Source organism: Streptomyces sp. Edi2 (genome assembly GCF_040253635.1).
Lineage (GTDB): Bacteria > Actinomycetota > Actinomycetes > Streptomycetales > Streptomycetaceae > Streptomyces.
Genome location: NZ_JBEJGX010000003.1, coordinates 8,125,941 through 8,141,736 on the forward strand (window position 1 = coordinate 8,125,941; position 15,796 = coordinate 8,141,736).

Below are 15,796 nucleotides of genomic sequence, written 5' to 3' on the forward strand. Positions count from 1 at the left end.
GCGGCACTCCTCCGGTTGACTCCGCGTCAGCTCAATGCGGTCGGTCCGGTCGATGCGGTCGGTCCGGTCGATGCGGCAGGTCCGGTCGATGCGGCCGGTCCGGATCGTCGACCAGGGTGGACAGCAGACCGCCGAGCACCTCGCGCTGATCGGCGGTCAGGGGGGCCAGGATCTCCTCCGCCGCGGCCCGCCGCGCGCTGCGCAACGCGCGCAGCGTGGAACGGCCGGTGTCGGTCAGCTCGATCCGTACCACGCGGCGGTTGGCCGGATCCGGTACCCGGCGCACCGCGCCATGCGCCTCCAGTGCGTCCACCAGGGTGGTCACCGCCCGGGGCACCACCTCCAGCCGTTCGGCGAGGTCGGCCATCCGCGGCGGGGTGTCGCGGTAGTGGTCGACGATCCGCAGCAGCCGGGACTGGGCGGGGGTGAAGACGAGGTCCAGGTGCTCCAGGTGGTGTTTCTGGGCGCGGTGCATCCGGCGGGTCAGCCGTACCAGTTGCTCGGCGAGGTTGGTGGTGCTGACCGTCGGCTCGGGGGAGGGCATGGCGCGAGGATAGCGGATGGCAGGACTTAATTCATTGTGAGCATAGGTAACAATGAGCTAAGCTCCACGATGCTCGTCCCGTATCCGGCCGTTCGAAATCCGGCCCGTCCGTAGTGCCGGTCCCGTCAGCGGCTCCTGCTCGTCCGTAGGCCCGGCCCCGACCGTGGCTCCGGCGCCGACCGTGGCTCCGGCCCCGTCCGAAGTTCCCGCCCGTCCGTAGTTCCGCCCCGTGAAATCCGCACCCCTCGAAGGAGCCCATGCGCAGCGACGAACCCCAGTGGACCCCACCGCCGAAGGACCCTGAAACGCCGGTCCAGCTGCGGCGGATCCTCGCGCTCTTCCGCCCCTACCGCGCCCGGCTGGCCCTCGTCGGCCTGCTCGTCGGCGCCTCCTCGCTGGTCTCGGTCGCCTCTCCCTTTCTCCTCCGCGAGATCCTGGACGTGGCGATACCCGGCCGGCGCACCGGCCTGTTGACCCTGCTCGCCCTCGGCATGATCGCCACCGCCGTCACCACCAGCGTCTTCGGCGTGCTGCAGACCCTGCTGTCCACCACCGTCGGCCAGCGCGTCATGCACGATCTGCGCACCGCCGTCTACGCCAAACTCCAGCAGATGCCGCTGGCCTTCTTCACCCGCACCCGCACCGGCGAGGTCCAGTCCCGGATCGCCAACGACATCGGCGGGATGCAGGCCACGGTCACCTCCACCGCCACCTCCCTGGTCTCCAACCTGACCTCCGTCATCGCCAGCGTGTGTGCGATGCTCGCCCTCGACTGGCGGCTGACCGTCGTCTCGCTGCTGCTGCTTCCGCTCTTCGTCTGGATCAGCCGCCGGGTCGGCAACGAACGCAAGAAGATCACCACCCGGCGGCAGAAGCAGATGGCCGCGATGTCCGCGATGGTCACCGAATCCCTCTCGGTCAGCGGCATTCTGCTCGGCCGCACGATGGGCCGCGCCGACTCCCTCACCAAGAACTTCGCCGATGAGTCCGAGCGCCTGGTCGACCTGGAGGTCCGCGCCAACATGGCCGGCCGCTGGCGGATGGCCACCATCGGGATCGTCATGGCCGCCATGCCCGCACTGATCTACTGGGCGGCGGGCCTGGTCCTCCAGCTCGGCGGCCCGGTCTTCTCCCTCGGCACCCTGGTCGCCTTCGTCTCGCTCCAGCAGGGCCTGCTGCGGCCGACCGTCTCGCTGCTGTCCACCGGCGTGCAGATGCAGACCTCGCTGGCGCTCTTCCAGCGCATCTTCGAGTACCTCGATCTGCCGGTCGCCATCACCGAGCCCGCCGAGCCGGTCCGCCTCCCGGCGCCCCGCGGCGAGATCCGGTTCGAGAACGTCCGCTTCTGCTACGACCCCGAGGCCGCTCCCACCCTCGACGGCATCGACCTGACCGTCCCGGCCGGCGGCAGCCTCGCCGTCGTCGGCCCCACCGGCAGCGGCAAGAGCACCCTGAGCTACCTCGTACCGCGGCTCTACGACGTGACCGGCGGCCGGGTCAGCCTCGACGGCACGGACGTCCGTGACCTCGACTTCGACACCCTCGCCCGGTCGGTCGGCGTGGTCTCCCAGGAGACCTACCTCTTCCACGCCTCGGTCGCCGACAACCTCCGCTTCGCCAAGCCCGACGCCACCGACGACGAGATCGCCCGAGCCGCCAGGGCCGCCCAGATCCACGACCACATCGCCGCCCTCCCCGACGGCTACGACACCCTCGTCGGCGAGCGCGGCCACCGCTTCTCCGGCGGCGAGAAACAGCGCCTCGCCATCGCCCGCACCATCCTGCGCGACCCGCCCGTCCTCGTCCTGGACGAAGCGACCAGCGCCCTGGACACCCACACCGAACACGCCGTACAGCAGGCCATCGACGAGCTGTCCGCGGGCCGTACCACTCTCACCATCGCGCACCGCCTCTCCACGGTCCGCGACGCGGACCAGATCGTCGTGCTGGACGCCGGCCGGATCACCGAGCGCGGCACCCATGACGAACTGCTCGCCGCCGACGGGCACTATGCAGCGCTGGTACGGCGTGACGCACACCTCACTCCCGCGGACGATCAGATGATGGCCCCGTAAGTGACCCGCGGGTAAGGTCGAACGCGCGGCGGCCAGTTCACTGGTCGGGGTGGCCGCCGCACCCACTCCCCGGCCGCCGGGCCTGCGGATTGCGGCACGCGCTGCCCTTCCTGCCCTGCCTTCGTCCGTCCGATCAGGGGAGTCCTCCGTGACAGCCGACGACCGTTCCGCCCGCGCGCTGGCCCGTCTGCTCGCGGGGATGGGGACCCTCCACTTCCTCGCCCCGAAGCCGTTCGACGCGATCGTGCCCCGGCAACTGCCCGGCAGCCCCCGCACCTGGACGTACGCCAGCGGGGTCGCCGAACTCGCGGTCGCCGCCGCCGTCGCCCTGCCGCGCACCCGCCGGGCCGGCGCGCTGGCCGCGGCCGGCCTGTTCGCCGCGGTCTTCCCGGCCAACCTCAAGATGGCCCACGACTCGCGGCACCGCCCCGCCCCGCTCAAGGCCGTGGCCTACGCGCGGCTGCCCGGCCAGCTCCCGCTGATCGGCTGGGCCCTGCACACCGCCCATACCGCCCACGCGGCCCGCGAGACCACACCCGCACGGCGTCGGTAGCGCCTACGCTGCGTGGCGTGACCACGCACCAGGACCACCAGGATTATCAGGACTACCGGGACCACCACGGTTACCTGGATCTCCCGCAGTTCGAGCTCGGCTTCCCCGGGCCGTTGCGCGACCAGCTGGTCTCCGCGGTGCTCTCCGGAGCCAAGACCGCCACGACCGGTCTGCTGACCGAGTACGAGCGGGACGACGAGCCGCTGCCGTCCGCCGGTCAGCGGTCGGTCGTACCCGACTCCGCCGGCCGGCCGGTGGCCGTGATCGAGGTGACCGGGGTACGGGTGGTGCGCCTGGCAGAGGCCGACCGGGCGCACGCGCAAGACGAGGGCGAGGGCCACACCACGGTGGCCGCCTGGCGCGCCGCTCACGAGGCCTTCTGGCACGGCCCGGACGTGCGCACCGCACTCGGGGACCCGGAATTCACCGTCGACGACGACACCCTGGTCGTGCTCGAACGGTTCCGGATCGTCGAGCGTCTGGAGAGCAGGAGAGCTTCCGCTCAAGAGCGGTGAGGCGGACGTAGCGAGGTCAGGCAGACGTAGCGAGGTCGGGCGGACGTAGGGCCGTACCGCACGCCGGGGCGCCCGCCGGGTGCTCCCACGGGTGCCCGCCAAACCGGCCCGCCGTGGAGTCATCGCCGGTACGGTGGACCTCCGCCACGGGCCTGCGCCCGTCTCTTCGGATTGCGAGAGTCCGATGAACCAGATTGCAGCAGACACTTATCTGGCCGCGGCGGTGGTGGTGCACGATGCTCGTGTGCTGATCGTGCGCCGTAGCTACCGCGAGCGTTTTCTGCCCGGCGCGTGGGGCGTGCCGTGCGGCAAGCTCGATCGAGGGGAGTCCGCCGAGAGCGGTGCCCTGCGCGAGCTGAAGGAAGAGACCGGGATTCTCGGCACCATCGTCGCGCACACCGGATCCTCCGGCTTCCTGAGCGACTATCAGGGCCGCCGGGTCCACAACCACCAGGACAACTTCATCGTCCGCCCCCTGACGCTGGATGTGGTCCTGCCCAGCACGGATCAGGCCTATGCCTGGGCACGGCCCGCCGAGCTGGCCGGGATCGGGGTGGACGCCTACAACCTCGGGGTGATCCGCCAGGCACTCGGCGGCCGGCTCGACGCCGCGGGTATCCGTGCCCTGACGGCCCGCTTCGAGCGCCTGGCGCCGGCCCCTTTCAGTAGCCCAAAGAGCCTGCCAGGGAGTCGAGTTCGGCAAGGTAGACGGCCGGTGACAGCGGAGTCTTGGGTGGCGGATCCGCCCGCTCGGCGCCGCCGGCCCTGAGGGCGCCGCCGGTCAGGACCCCGCCGCCGTCGGGGGCGGCGCCGCCCCCGGCGACGGTGCCCCTGACGCCGCCGCTGTTCCTGACGTAGACATCGGTCACCGACCGCTGCGGGGCGGTCTCCAGGAACAGCGTCACCGTCGGCTCGTCGCTCACCACCCGGTGCAGCGTATGGGCGGCCAGGCCGTAGCTCCGGCCGGGGCCGTACCGCTCCGTGCACATGAGCCGCAGGCGTGCGTCCCCGACCCGTCGGAGCCGCCAGGCGCCGCCGGGGCCGTCGATCGTCTCCCGGTAGGCGGTCGCGGGCACGCCGTTCGCGGCCGTTTCGTAGCACTCCATCCGGACGCTGCCGCGCACCACCGCCGAGGCGATCGCGCACCGGTGGTTGTGGATGTCCTCGGGGGCCCCGCCGGCCCTGCCGTGCCAGAAATGCACCCGCAGCATGAACCGCGGGGCGCCGGCCAGCAGCAACAGTTTGTCGAAGCCCAGTACATGACGGTACGAGAGCCGGGCGCACTCCGCCAGGTCCAGATCGCCGGCGGCTAACCGGCGCGCCAGCGGACCGAGCGTGTCCGGGTGCGCCAGCCGGGCGGTCACCGCGCGTGCCGACTCGGGCGACGGCGGCCCCGGTCCGCCGCCCAGCCGTTCCGCCAGCAGCCGACGGGCTTCCTCGATCTGCATGAGTCCGACTCCTCTTCGCCGCCGCCGACCGTTCCGCCGCTGCTCATCGCACCCTTGGCTCTTCGGGCCGACCCGAGCGCCCGACCCGATCAACCCCAGTTCGGTCACCCCCGGTTCGACGAGTCCAGCTCGATCACCCTGACTCGACCAGCCCGCCCCTGGCCCGTCACCGCCATGAGCGTCATCGCGCCCCGGGTGGCCCGGCCCCGCCTCTCGCACCCCCGGGGAAGTAGCGCCGTCGCCTCATGGCCGGTAGACCATCAACGCATGCCGCCGCAGCACCGAAAGACCCTGATACGCCATCCACACCGGATGCCCCATGGGCCCGTCGTCCCACCGCCACACCCCGCCCCGCTGCATGCTGTGGACCCGCGCCACGGCAGCGGTCAGCTGCGCCTCCCACGCCGGCAGCCCCGCGTCCTCGGCCGCGACCTTGCGGGCTCCGTCCGTCATCAGCGCACGCGCCACCCATGCCGCGGCGAAATGCCGTACCGACAGCAGCTCTTGGTGCAGCGGATCCTCCTGGTCCGGCCGTCGTACCTCTTCCTGGCAGTTCTGCAGATCGGTCATGCCACCCGCCGGCGTCGCCGGGCCGGCCAGCAGCCAGCGCAGCCCCTCCTCGCGCACCGTACGCTGCCGCTCGTCCTCGCCCAGCACGCCGGCGGCCCGGTCCAGCGCCACCACAGCCCGCGCGGTGTGCGCCGCGGACGGTGCCGGGTTGCCGCGGCCGCCGGCCAGCGCCGCGCCCCAGCAGCGATGATTGCCGCGCGCCGGGTCGGCCGTGGCGCCATGGACCAGCACCTCGCGCAGTCCTTCCAGTGCGGTGGCGCCGGGCGCCGCCCGCAGCAGTCCGCGCAGGACGTTCGTCACGACATAGGTGTTGGCCAGCCCGGACGCGTCATGGTCGGGATTCCACAACACCTCGCAGGAGCGTATTTCGGCCTCCAGCAGTCGCGGATCGGCGCCGGCCCGCGCCAGCGCACCCAGCACGATCGCGGACACCTCGGGCCGCGCCCCGCTGCCCTGGGAGCGGGCGGCCCACCCACCGCCGGGAAGCCGCAGCCGCCACAGCGTCTCGGCCACCTGCCCCGCCCGTATGCGGCCGTCATACGGCGCGATGTCGAGCAATAGATGCAGCCCGTACGCCGTACCGAACGCCGTCGGATGCACCGGCGGATCGCTCTCCGCGAGAGAGTGCGGCCACCCGGTGAGCGGTCCGTGCCCGGACACCTCGATCACCGAGAGGCCGCGCCGCAGTGCCTGGTACGTGCCGTCGGTCAGCTCGGGGAGTGATCCGGCGGGCGAGGGCGCGGTGCCCGCCGGTGCTGCCGCGACGGCGTCCGTGGCCACCGCACGCGTCCGCAGCAGGGCCGCGGCGAGCCACACCACCGCGCCGACGCCTGCGCCGGCGGTCGCCGCCACGCAGTAACGCGCCGCCTCGCCCGCGAGGTTCTGCGGCAGGATTCCCAGCAGCGTCTGGAACACGGCGAATGCGGCGGCCGGTACGCCCAGCCGCCCCAGCCACGTCAGCAGCCGCGAGGGGGCGGAGTCCGGCGGAGGGGCAAGAGGCGGCCGTCCGGGATCCGGTGCGGGTAAGCGGCCGTCCGGGCCGGAACGTCGTGAGGGTAAACGGCCGGCCGCGCCGGAACGCCGTGGTGGTAAGCCCTGCCGAAGCACCATGTGCTCCCTCCTCCCCCCCCCGGGCGCGCACCCCGCACAGCGTGTGCGAAAGGCATCCCGATCAGTGTAGGAATCCCCACTGACAGCGGGGTCGCACACCTGTCGTAGCCCTCCGCGGCCGCGGCCACCGCGCTCAGTCCGCCCTTTGTGCCGCCGACAGCAGAATCACCTCCAGCGTCCGCGGCCCGTGCACCCCCTCCACCCGGTCGAGTTCGATGTCGCTGGTCGCGGACGGGCCGGAGATCCAAGTCAGCGGGCGGTCCGGCGCCACCCGTGGCAGCGCCTCCGGCACCGAGCCGACCACCTGGTCAGGGACCCGGACGACACAGAGGTGATGGTCCGGCACCAGGGTGATCCGCCGTCTGCCCTGGCCGGGGCCCGCATCCAGGATCAGGGTGCCGGTCTCCGCGACGGCCACCGCACAGCCGGTCAGCACGCTGTCCACGCGGTCGAGTTCACGGGCCGTGCTCGATACGCGGTCCTCGACGAGGGTGACATCGGCGCCGGTCGTCCAGGAGGCGTCCAGGCCCGGCGGCACCAGCACCGACCGAGCCCCGCGCTCCGCCAGCAGCCGGCCGATCAGCCCGGGCAGCCCCTCGGCATCGGTGCGGTGCACGATCGCCCGGTAGTCCGCGAGATTCTCCGCGAGCAGATCCACGGTCTGCGCTTGCGTCCGGGACCCGTGCACCCGGTGATAGTCCCGCACCACCGGCGGCCCGGCCGACCCCTGACCGCCCGTCCCCCCGTCGCCCGGCCCCTCACCGCCCGGCACATCAGCCAGAGCCTGCCGCACCCGCGCCAAAACCAGGTCCCGGCTGCTCACTTGGCGTCCCCTCGCTGCTCCGACGACGTACCGGGCTCCGATGACGTACCGGGCTCCGCCCAAGTTCCGCGCCCCGAAGACGTACCGCGGGTGCGCTGCCACCAGTCGCGGAAGGACTCGGCGGGCACCTCGGGCAGATCGCGTGTCCGCGACCAGACGCGGCCCGGCCCCGGCAGCCGCCGTGGATGCAGCCTGCGGGTGCGAGCCGCCAGCCGCATCCCGGTACGCAGCGCGCCCGGGTGATCGAAGGCCCAGCCCGCCGCCCGCATCGCGGCCCGCTCCGCGGCATGGCCCTTGGCCGGTTGGAGGACGGTGCGCGTCCCGCCAAGGGTGACCGGCCCGCCCTGCACGACCCGCTCCCGCAGATGCACCAGCACCTCGGGGATGTCGATGGCCACCGGGCACACCTCGTAGCAGGCCCCGCACAGCGACGAGGCATACGGCAGCGATTCCTCCAAGGGACCGGCCAGACCGCGCAGTTGAGGGGTGAGGATGGCGCCGATCGGACCGGGGTAGGGCGAGCCGTACGCATGCCCGCCGGCCCGCTCGTACACCGGGCAGACGTTCAGACACGCCGAACAGCGGATGCAGCGCAGCGCCTGCCGCCCGACGGTGTCGGCGAGGGTGTCCGTGCGCCCGTTGTCGAGCAGCACCAGATGGAAGGTCTGCGGCCCGTCGCCGTCCGTGGTGCCCGTCCAGGTGGAGGTGTACGGATTCATCCGCTCGGCGGTGGAGGAGCGGGGCAGCAACTGCAGAAAGATCTCCAGGTCCTGCCACTCGGGCACCACCTTCTCGATGCCGACGACGGAGATCAGCGTCTCGGGGAGGGTCAGACACATCCGGCCATTGCCCTCGGACTCCACGACGACCAGGGTGCCGGTCTCCGCGACCATGAAGTTGGCCCCCGAGATCCCGACCTTCGCGGACAAGAACTTCTCCCGCAGATGCAGCCGCGCCGCCTCGGCGAGCTCGGCGGGGGAGTCGGTCAGCCCTTCGGGTGCCGGGCGGCCCCAAGAGGCCATCTCACGGCGGAAGATGTCGCGGATCTCGGCGCGGTTGCGGTGGATCGCCGGGACCAGGATGTGCGACGGCCGATCGTGGCCGAGCTGCACGATCAGCTCGGCCAGATCCGTCTCGTACGCACGGATACCTGCCCGGGCCAGGGCCTCGTTGAGCCCGATCTCCTGCGTCGCCATCGACTTGACCTTGACGACCTCCGTCTCGCCGGTCTCTCGTACCAGCCGGGTGACGATCCGGTTGGCCTCGTCGGCGTCGAGGGCCCAGTGGACCTGCCCGCCCGCGGCGGTGACCGCGGCCTCCAGCTGCTCCAGATAGTGGTCGAGATGGCGCAGCGTACGGTCTTTCACCGCGGCGCCCGCGGCCCGCAGCTCCGCCCAGTCGTCCAGCTCCGCCACGGCCTTGGCCCGCTTGTCGCGGATGGTGCGGGTGGCATGGGTGAGGTTGGCGCGCAGCCGGGTGTCGCGGGTGGCGGTGGCAGCGGCACGGGGGAAGGCCGGCATGCCCAGGTAGGTGCCGCTCACCGCACGCTCCCTTCCGTACTGGCCAGGATCTCGGCGATATGGACCGGGCGGACCGGCGCGCCCCGGCGGCTGAGGGTGCCGCCGATGTGCAGCAGACAGGAGTTGTCGACCGCGCAGACCACCTCCGCACCGGTGGAGAGGATGTGGCGGACCTTGTCGGCACCCATCGCCGCCGAGACCGCCGGGTTCTTCACCGCAAAGGTGCCGCCGAACCCGCAGCACTCCTCGGCGCCCGGCAGCTCCCGCAGCTCCAGCCCCTCGACGTGCTCCAGCAACCGCCGCGGCCGGTCGCCCAGCCCCAGCACCCGCAGACCGTGACAGGTGGGGTGGTAGGTGACGGTGTGCGGGAAAGAGGCGCCGACATCCTCCACCTTCAGTACGTCCACCAGAAACTCGGTCAGCTCGTACATCTTGGGCACCGCGACCGCTGCCGCGTCGACGAGCCCCCGGCCACGCCGCTCGGCGGCCGCCTTCGCCCCGATCCGCGGGTAGTTGTCCCGCACCATCGCCGCGCATGAAGCGGACGGGGTGACCACATACTCGTAGTCCTGGAATGCCCGGTCGAAGCGGCGCATCAGCGGCTCGGCCGCATGCCGGTATCCGGTGTTGAACTGCGGCTGGCCACAGCAGCTCTGCTCGGTGGGGAAGCCGACCTCGACCCCCAGCCGCTCCAGCAGCGCCACCACCGCCTGCCCCGTCCGCGGATGGAGCATGTCGTTGATACAGGTGACGAACAGTGCTACGCGCACGTTGCCCTCTCCTTTCGGCTGCCTTTCGGCTGCCACAGCCCCTGGCGGCCACCCGCTTCCGCGGTACATGATCACCTGGCGGCTCATCCTGCCCCAGCAGCAGGCCAACGAGAAGAACCAGGAGCGGAGGACCATGTCGAGTGCCGAGCACATAGCCAAGGATCAGGCACCGAACGATGCCCGCCCACCGTCACGGCTGCGGCAGCTGGCCGCAGCCTCCATCGGCAACGCCGTCGAGTGGTACGACTGGTACGCCTACTCCTTCCTCGCGGTCTACTTCGCGGGGCAGGTCTTCCCCCAGGGCGCCGGCAATTCGCTGGTGCCGCTGCTCTCCACCTTCGCCGTCTTCGCGGTCGGCTTCTTCATGCGCCCGGTCGGCGGACTGCTGATGGGCGCGATCGCCGACCGCCGCGGCCGGCGGACCGCACTGACGCTGACCATCCTGCTGATGGGCGGCGGCAGCCTGCTGGTCGCGCTCACCCCCACCTACGGGGCCACCGGCCTGCTGGCACCCTTCGTCCTGGTCATCGCCCGTCTGGTGCAGGGCCTGTCGGTGGGCGGTGAGTTCGCGGCCTCCACGACCTTCCTCGTCGAATCGGCGGGACCGGGCAGGCGCGGCCTGTTCTCCAGCTTCCAGTACGTGTCCACGACACTCGGCCAACTGCTGGCCTCCGGGACCGCGGCGCTGCTCGTGGCGCTGCTCAGCGAGCGCCAGATGGGGCAGTGGGGCTGGCGGGTGCCGTTCCTCATCGGCGCGCTGCTGAGTCTGCTGGGGCTGTGGATCCGTCGCGGTGCCCAGGAGACCCTTCCCCAAGCTCTTGACGCCTCCCCCGAGGCGGCAGACCGGCCCGGACTCTTCGAGGCGCTGCGCCGCTACCCCCGCCAGTCCCTGCTGATCTGCGGCATCACCGCGGGCGGCACCATCGCCTACTACACCTGGACGACCTACCTGCCCACCTACGCGCAGGTCAACGCAGGCTTCGACAAGGGCGATGCGCTCACCGTCGGCACCCTCTCGCTCGCCTTCTTCGCCCTGCTCCAGCCGCTGGGCGGCATGCTCTCGGACCGCATCGGCCGCAAACCGCTGCTGCTCGGCTTCTCGCTGGGCTTCGCCGTCCTCGTGGTACCGCTGCTGCACCTGGTCACCGATACGTTCGCCTCGCTGCTGCTGGTGCAGTGTGCGGGCATGGTGCTGCTCACCGGCTACACCGCGGTCGCCGCGGCCGTGAACGCCGAGGTGTTCCCCGCGCGGGTGCGTGCCGCCGGTATCGGCTTCCCGTACTCGCTCACCGTGGCCCTCTTCGGCGGCACGGCCCCCTATGTGGGCACCTGGTTCAAGCAGGCCGGCCACGCCGACCTCTTTCCGTGGTACGTGGCCGTGCTGTGCTTCGTCTCGTTCCTCGTCTATCTGACGCTTCCGGAGACCTCCAGGCGGAAGCTGGAGAAGTAGCCGGGAGGGAACGGGGGAACGGGACCAAAGGAACGAGGTTCGAGGAACGGGAACACAGAAAAGCGCCGCCCCTCCCGGGACGGGGAGGGGCGGCGCCTTGGGGATGAGGCCTGTCAGATGAGCCAACCCACGAGGTGGAGGACGTGGGCCAAGAGAGCGGTGAGGATGTCCATCGGGATCTTCTCCTTGAAGTTGTGGGACTCAACTCTCCGGCCCAGCAAGGGGTTTGGGCCGGAGGCGTGGTAACGGTCTGCAGCCCGCCGCTCGCGCCCCGTCATCATCGCCCGTTGCAATGAGTCAATTGAAGCCCTTCCCTTTTCGATCATGCGCACCGACGAACAGATGCTCACGGGGTCGTCAGTTCGCCTGAACGTGTGCGGGGAGAGGCTCCTGGGGAGGGCGGTTGTGGTGTGGTGCCGCATGGGCTGGTTGCGGTCGTGGTCGAGCTCGTGACCGCGTAGGCGTGGCGAGCAGTCGGCGGAGGTCGCCGACCGCGGCACGTCCCGCGCGGTTGGCGCCGATGGTGCTCGCCGATGGCCCGTAACCGACGAGGTGGATCCGTGGATCGCGCAGCGTGTGGGTGCCGTCCATCCGGATGCCGCCGCCTGGTTCGCGCAGATGCAGCGGGGCGAGATGGTCGAGGGCGGCACGAAAGCCCGTGGCGTAAAGGATCACGTCGGCCTCGGCGGTGCGTCCGTCGTGCCAGCGCACGCCCGTGGGGGTAAGGCGCTCGAAGAGCGGCAGCCGCTCCAGTACGCCGCTCTCCCGGGCCTGCCGGACGGCCTCGGTCATCGATAGCCCGGTCACGCTCACCACGCTCCGCGGCGGCAACCCCTGCCTGACCTGCTCCTCCACCAGGGCGACCGCGGCCCGCCCCTGTTCCGCGCCGAACGGCCCCTCGCGGAACACCGGCGGCCGGCGGGTCACCCAGGTCGTGGCGGCCGCGACCGGCGCGATCTCCATCAACTGCTGGACGGCAGAGGTCCCGCCGCCCACGACCACGACCCGCGTGTCACGGAAGCTCTCCGGCCCGTTGTAGGCAGAGCTGTGCAGCTGACGGCCGCCAAATGTCCCCTGCCCGGGAAATCGCGGCCAGAACGGCCGGTCCCAGGTCCCGGTCGCATTGATCAGCGCCCGCGCCGCGTAGGTCCCCTCCGAGGTTTCGACCAGCAGCCGCCTTCTCTCCAGGGCCCCCAGGGCCCCCATGGCCCCGACGGCCCCCATGGCCCCGACAGGCTCGGTCCAGGGGGGCCCACCGCCATCCCGCACCGCCGTCACGCTCACCGGCCGGTGCACCCGCAGCCCGAAGGCCTGCTCGTAACGCTCGAAGTACGCGCCGATCACCTCGGACGACGGGCGTCGCGGATCGGCACCGGTCAGTTCCATGCCCGGCAGTGCATGCATCCCGTGCACCTTCGCGTACGTGAGCGAGGGCCACCGGAACTGCCAGGCACCCCCGGGGCGCGGCGAGTGATCGAGCACCACGAAGTCGCGGTCCGGCGCATAGCCGGCCCGCCGCAGATGAAACGCGGCGGCCAACCCGGCCTGCCCGGCACCGATCACCACGACGTCGACTTCGGTCACGACGTCGGTCTCGGCCGCGGCCTCGCGCACCCCGGGGTAGTTCATGTTTCATCTAACGAGGTGAGGGGTGGTTGTCTTCCCGCGAGGTGCGGGGGCCTTCCGCGAGGCGTGAGCCGTTTCCCACCCTGCCTCACGGCCCACGGCCCACGGCTCACGCCTCACGGCTCAGCTCACGCCCCACGGCCCCACGGCCCCACGCCCCACGGGCACCCAAACTCAGCGCCCACCCGCGATCAGCAGCGGCGCCCCACCCGGTGCGGACGCCGGACGGCCATGGGCGGCCGGTACGCCCGCCAGGGGAGAAGGGCCCGCATCCAGCAGCCCGCGGGCGGCAAGTTCCGGCCGTACGCCCTCGCCGAACCAGTACGCCTCCTCCAGATGCGGATAGCCGGAGAGCACGAAGTGCTCGATGCCCAGGGAGTGGTACTCCTCGATCCGGTCGGCCACCTCGGCGTGACTGCCGACCAGAGCAGTGCCTGCCCCGCCCCGCACCAGCCCCACACCCGCCCACAGATTGGGTGAGATCTCCAGCTTGTCGCGCGAGCCGCCGTGCAGTGCCAGCATCCGCTGCTGACCCACCGACTCGCTCTTGCTCAGCGCCTGTTGTGCGGCCGCGACCGTCGCCGGATCGAGGTCGTCGAGCAGCCGGCCGGCGGTCGCCCAGGCCTCCTTGGCGGAGTCCCGGGAGATCGTGTGCAACCGGATGCCGAACCGGACCGTACGCCCCTCCTTCTCCGCCAGCCCGCGTATCCAGTCGATCTTCTGCTTGACCTCCTCGGGCGGCTCTCCCCAGGTGAGGTACACATCCACATTCCGGGCAGCGACCGGACCGGCGGCAGCGGACGAGCCGCCGAAGAAGATCTGCGGCAGCGGATCCGGCGGCAGCGCCGTCAGACCGCCCTCGACCTGATAGTGCTCACCCTGGAAGTCGAACGGCGCGCCGCCCCACACTCCACGTACGACCTGCAGAAACTCATCCGTACGGGCGTACCTCCGGTCATGGCCGAGATGATCGCCGAACCGCTTCTGCTCGGTCGAATCACCCCCGGTCACCACATTCAGCAACAGCCGCCCGCGCGAGATCCGCTGATAGGTGGCGGCCATCTGTGCCGCCAGCACCGGCGAGATCACTCCCGGCCGGAAGGCGACCAGGAACTTCAACCGCTCGGTGACCTGGGTGAGCGCCACCGTCGTCAGCCAGGCGTCCTCGCACCACGTACCGGTCGGCGTGAGCACCGCCTCGAACCCCAACTGCTCGGCAGCCTTGGCGATCTGCGCCAGATATTCGATGTCAGGGGCCCGTACCCCGCTGACCGGGGTGATGCGGTCACGCCTGATGCCGCCGTCGGTGTAGGCGTGGCGGTCGACGAGGGTCCGCCCGTCTCCGCCGGTCGGCAGGAACCAATGCAGGTGTACGGACATTTCACTGAGCCTTTCCATAGGTACGCGGCGCCGTGCCCGAAGGCGGCAGGTCACCGTTGAAACGGGGATCGACGAACTGCCCGAAGTCGAAGGAGCGGGGAATCAGCTTCAGCGCCGCGAACGAGTCGACGATCTGCTGCTCGGAGGCGATGGCGGCCTTGTCCACGGCGACCGCGACCGCCGTACCCCTGGTGCGCTTGACCGCGTCCAGCGCCACCTTGTCCGGCAGCCCGGTCTCCTTCGCCCAGGCCTTCGCCCAGACTCCGGGATGCTTGAACACCCAGTTCTGCGCGCGCCGCAACCGGTCCGTGTAGTCCTTGAGCGCCGCCGCCTTCTTCTTGTCGTCCAGGGCGGCAGGCGCGGCCACCTGAAAGCTCAGCCCGTTGACGACCCCTTGCCCCGTGGTCAGTACCCGGGCGTCGGCCTGGTCCAGTGCCTGCGAGGTGTACGGGTCCCACACTGCCCAGGCATCCACCTTCCCCCGGGTGAACGCGGCGAGCGCATCGGCCGGCTGGAGGTAGTTGAGCGTGACGTCCTTCGAGGTCAGCCCGGCCTTCTTCAGCGAGGCAATGAGCTGATAGTGCGCGGAGCTGCCCTGGGCAACGGCGATGGACTTGCCCTTCAGCTGTGCCGGCCGCTTGAGGGGCGACCCCTTCTTCACCAGGATCGACTCACCGTCCGACCTGCTGTGCGTCCCGGCGATCACCTTGATCTTCGACTTCGCCGCCGCGGCGAACACGGGCGGGGTGTTGCCGACCGCACCGACATCCACCGCCCCCGCGTTGATCGCCTCCAGCAGCGGCGGCCCCGAGGTGAAGGTCGACCACTTGATCTTGTACGGCAGGTCGTCCAGTTCGCCGGCGGCCCGTAGCAGCGCCTCCGAACCCCCCTTCTGGTCACCGACGTTGAGGGTCAGCGACCCCTTGCCGTCGGTACCGCTGCCGGTACCCCCGCCGGCCCCATTGGCCCCCGACGAACCACCCCCGCAGGCGGCCAGCAGCAGGGCGAGCGGGAGCAGCAGGGCGGCGGCTGGGGCGATGGGGCGAGCTCTCATGGGGCAGTCCGTTTCCTTCGGGGGGAGGTGGGGGCGGGGTGGGGTGGTGCGGGCTGGAATGGTTGAGGGGAGTGGGTGGTGCGGGCTGGAATGGGTGAGGGGAGTGGGCGGTGCGGGGGAGGTGTTGAGCATGGGGCGTCGGGTCGCGGAGATTGAGGGTCGGGCATCCGGTGTCGGGCATCGGCCCGTAGGCGTCGGCAATCGGGCCACGGACATCGGGTCGCGGAGGTCGGGCGTCGGGCGTCGGGCATCGGGCGTTGGGCGTCGGGCTACGGGCTACGGATAGCGAGCGCCGGGCACCGAGCGCCAGGCACCAGGCACCAGGCATCGGGTGAAGGCCGGCGACCGTCCAGCTACG

At 71.3% G+C, this 15,796-nt stretch carries 14 protein-coding genes; 5 read left to right on the forward strand and 9 right to left on the reverse strand.

Features of this window, described 5'->3' with window-relative positions:
- Positions 1-31: 31 nt before the first annotated feature.
- Positions 32-544, reverse strand: coding sequence for a MarR family winged helix-turn-helix transcriptional regulator (locus tag ABR737_RS38860; RefSeq protein ID WP_350255862.1), 513 nt, complete (start codon positions 542-544; stop codon positions 32-34).
- Between the two features lie 257 nt (positions 545-801).
- Between ABR737_RS38860 and ABR737_RS38865 the strand changes: the two genes are divergently transcribed.
- From ABR737_RS38865 to ABR737_RS38880, 4 genes are all read left to right on the forward strand, one after another.
- A complete protein-coding gene (locus tag ABR737_RS38865) occupies positions 802-2,619 on the forward strand; it encodes an ABC transporter ATP-binding protein (protein WP_350255863.1) in 1,818 nt (605 codons plus the stop codon).
- A gap of 148 nt (positions 2,620-2,767) precedes the next feature.
- Positions 2,768-3,172, forward strand: a complete 405-nt coding sequence (locus ABR737_RS38870; protein ID WP_350255864.1) for a DoxX family protein — start codon at positions 2,768-2,770, stop codon at positions 3,170-3,172.
- Positions 3,173-3,246: 74 nt separating this feature from the next.
- Positions 3,247-3,687 carry an ASCH domain-containing protein gene (locus tag ABR737_RS38875; RefSeq protein WP_350257095.1) on the forward strand — a complete coding sequence of 147 codons (441 nt, stop codon included), beginning with the start codon at positions 3,247-3,249 and terminating at the stop codon, positions 3,685-3,687.
- A 184-nt stretch (positions 3,688-3,871) separates the two neighbouring features.
- Positions 3,872-4,456: an NUDIX hydrolase gene (locus ABR737_RS38880; protein WP_350255865.1), complete on the forward strand. Its 585-nt coding sequence runs from the start codon at positions 3,872-3,874 to the stop codon at positions 4,454-4,456.
- Here ABR737_RS38880 and ABR737_RS38885 read toward each other — a convergent pair.
- The 5 genes from ABR737_RS38885 to ABR737_RS38905 all read right to left on the reverse strand — a co-directional run bounded on the left by ABR737_RS38885 (position 4,350) and on the right by ABR737_RS38905 (position 9,928).
- The gene (locus ABR737_RS38885) at positions 4,350-5,135 is read right to left on the reverse strand and encodes a hypothetical protein (RefSeq protein ID WP_350255866.1); all 786 of its coding nucleotides are present in this window, start codon (positions 5,133-5,135) and stop codon (positions 4,350-4,352) included. The genes ABR737_RS38880 and ABR737_RS38885 overlap by 107 nt on opposite strands.
- Positions 5,136-5,378: 243 nt before the next feature.
- Complete coding sequence (locus ABR737_RS38890; protein ID WP_350255867.1) at positions 5,379-6,620, reverse strand: hypothetical protein; 1,242 nt, start codon at positions 6,618-6,620, stop codon at positions 5,379-5,381.
- Positions 6,621-6,948: 328 nt separating this feature from the next.
- A complete protein-coding gene (locus tag ABR737_RS38895) occupies positions 6,949-7,638 on the reverse strand; it encodes a LutC/YkgG family protein (protein ID WP_350255868.1) in 690 nt (229 codons plus the stop codon).
- Positions 7,635-9,179: a lactate utilization protein B gene (locus tag ABR737_RS38900; protein ID WP_350255869.1), complete on the reverse strand. Its 1,545-nt coding sequence runs from the start codon at positions 9,177-9,179 to the stop codon at positions 7,635-7,637. The genes ABR737_RS38895 and ABR737_RS38900 overlap by 4 nt, the downstream gene beginning before the upstream one ends.
- Positions 9,176-9,928, reverse strand: a complete 753-nt coding sequence (locus tag ABR737_RS38905; protein WP_350255870.1) for a (Fe-S)-binding protein — start codon at positions 9,926-9,928, stop codon at positions 9,176-9,178. The genes ABR737_RS38900 and ABR737_RS38905 overlap by 4 nt, the downstream gene beginning before the upstream one ends.
- Positions 9,929-10,061: 133 nt before the next feature.
- On the opposite strand from ABR737_RS38905, the gene ABR737_RS38910 reads away from it, so the two are divergent.
- A complete protein-coding gene (locus ABR737_RS38910) occupies positions 10,062-11,378 on the forward strand; it encodes an MFS transporter (protein WP_350257096.1) in 1,317 nt (438 codons plus the stop codon).
- A gap of 357 nt (positions 11,379-11,735) precedes the next feature.
- Here ABR737_RS38910 and ABR737_RS38915 read toward each other — a convergent pair whose 3' ends face one another.
- The 3 genes from ABR737_RS38915 to ABR737_RS38925 all read right to left on the reverse strand — a co-directional run bounded on the left by ABR737_RS38915 (position 11,736) and on the right by ABR737_RS38925 (position 15,438).
- Entirely contained in the window at positions 11,736-13,007 is a 1,272-nt protein-coding gene (locus tag ABR737_RS38915; RefSeq protein ID WP_350255871.1) for an NAD(P)-binding domain-containing protein, read from the reverse strand.
- Between the two features lie 171 nt (positions 13,008-13,178).
- Positions 13,179-14,384: an LLM class flavin-dependent oxidoreductase gene (locus ABR737_RS38920; protein WP_350255872.1), complete on the reverse strand. Its 1,206-nt coding sequence runs from the start codon at positions 14,382-14,384 to the stop codon at positions 13,179-13,181.
- A gap of 1 nt (position 14,385) precedes the next feature.
- Entirely contained in the window at positions 14,386-15,438 is a 1,053-nt protein-coding gene (locus tag ABR737_RS38925; protein WP_350255873.1) for an ABC transporter substrate-binding protein, read from the reverse strand.
- Positions 15,439-15,796 lie beyond the last annotated feature (358 nt).

Coding starts and splice junctions, on each gene's coding strand:
- ABR737_RS38865 (WP_350255863.1), top strand. CDS start 802: ATGCGCAGCGACGAACCCCAGTGGACCCCACCGCCGAAGGACCCTGAA.
- ABR737_RS38925 (WP_350255873.1), bottom strand. CDS start 15,438: ATGAGAGCTCGCCCCATCGCCCCAGCCGCCGCCCTGCTGCTCCCGCTC.
- ABR737_RS38885 (WP_350255866.1), bottom strand. CDS start 5,135: ATGCAGATCGAGGAAGCCCGTCGGCTGCTGGCGGAACGGCTGGGCGGC.
- ABR737_RS38880 (WP_350255865.1), top strand. CDS start 3,872: ATGAACCAGATTGCAGCAGACACTTATCTGGCCGCGGCGGTGGTGGTG.
- ABR737_RS38920 (WP_350255872.1), bottom strand. CDS start 14,384: ATGTCCGTACACCTGCATTGGTTCCTGCCGACCGGCGGAGACGGGCGG.
- ABR737_RS38860 (WP_350255862.1), bottom strand. CDS start 544: ATGCCCTCCCCCGAGCCGACGGTCAGCACCACCAACCTCGCCGAGCAA.
- ABR737_RS38910 (WP_350257096.1), top strand. CDS start 10,062: ATGTCGAGTGCCGAGCACATAGCCAAGGATCAGGCACCGAACGATGCC.
- ABR737_RS38915 (WP_350255871.1), bottom strand. CDS start 13,007: ATGAACTACCCCGGGGTGCGCGAGGCCGCGGCCGAGACCGACGTCGTG.